This is a genomic window from Bacillus sp. P4_D3, from assembly GCF_056401855.1.
The window spans coordinates 1-500 of record NZ_JBFUIN010001378.1 but is presented as its reverse complement, the minus strand read 5'-3'; the positions used below and the strand labels follow the sequence as shown (position 1 = coordinate 500).

General features: G+C 38.4%; 1 protein-coding gene. It reads right to left on the bottom strand.

What is annotated here, in order from left to right; all coding sequences use genetic code 11:
- The coding region (locus AC1DTM_RS31450; protein ID WP_477001817.1) for a class I tRNA ligase family protein at positions 1-500 on the bottom strand (500 nt) is incomplete at both ends.

Sequence of the window (500 nt, the reverse complement as noted above, 5' to 3'; positions counted from 1 at the left end):
ACTGGATAATCTGCTAAATGAACGCTGCTTCCTTCTAAATTCAGATGAATATCCTCAGCTACAAACGGTGTAAATGGTGCGATTAATTTACTAATTGTTACAAGCACTTCATGAAGTGTTTCATACGCAGCTGCTTTTTCAGGATTCATGCCTGATTCCCAAAAACGATTGCGTGAACGTCTTACATACCAGTTACTCACTTCATCTACCAGTGCGGCAATTTCACGAGCTGCATTTGTGAATTGATAATCATCAAGTGCAGTTCTTACCTTTTTCGTTGTGCTATGCAATCTTGATAATACCCATTCATCTAATTTCGTCCGCTTTACATCATACGTTTCTTTCGGATTATACTCATCTAAATTTGCATATAAAACGTAGAAACTATACACATTGACTAATGTATCTACAAATTTCGATTTTGCTTCCAGTACTGTTCTTTCAGAAAAACGTTTCGCATTCCACGGAGCACTGTCCACGAGTAGAGCCCACCTTAGAGC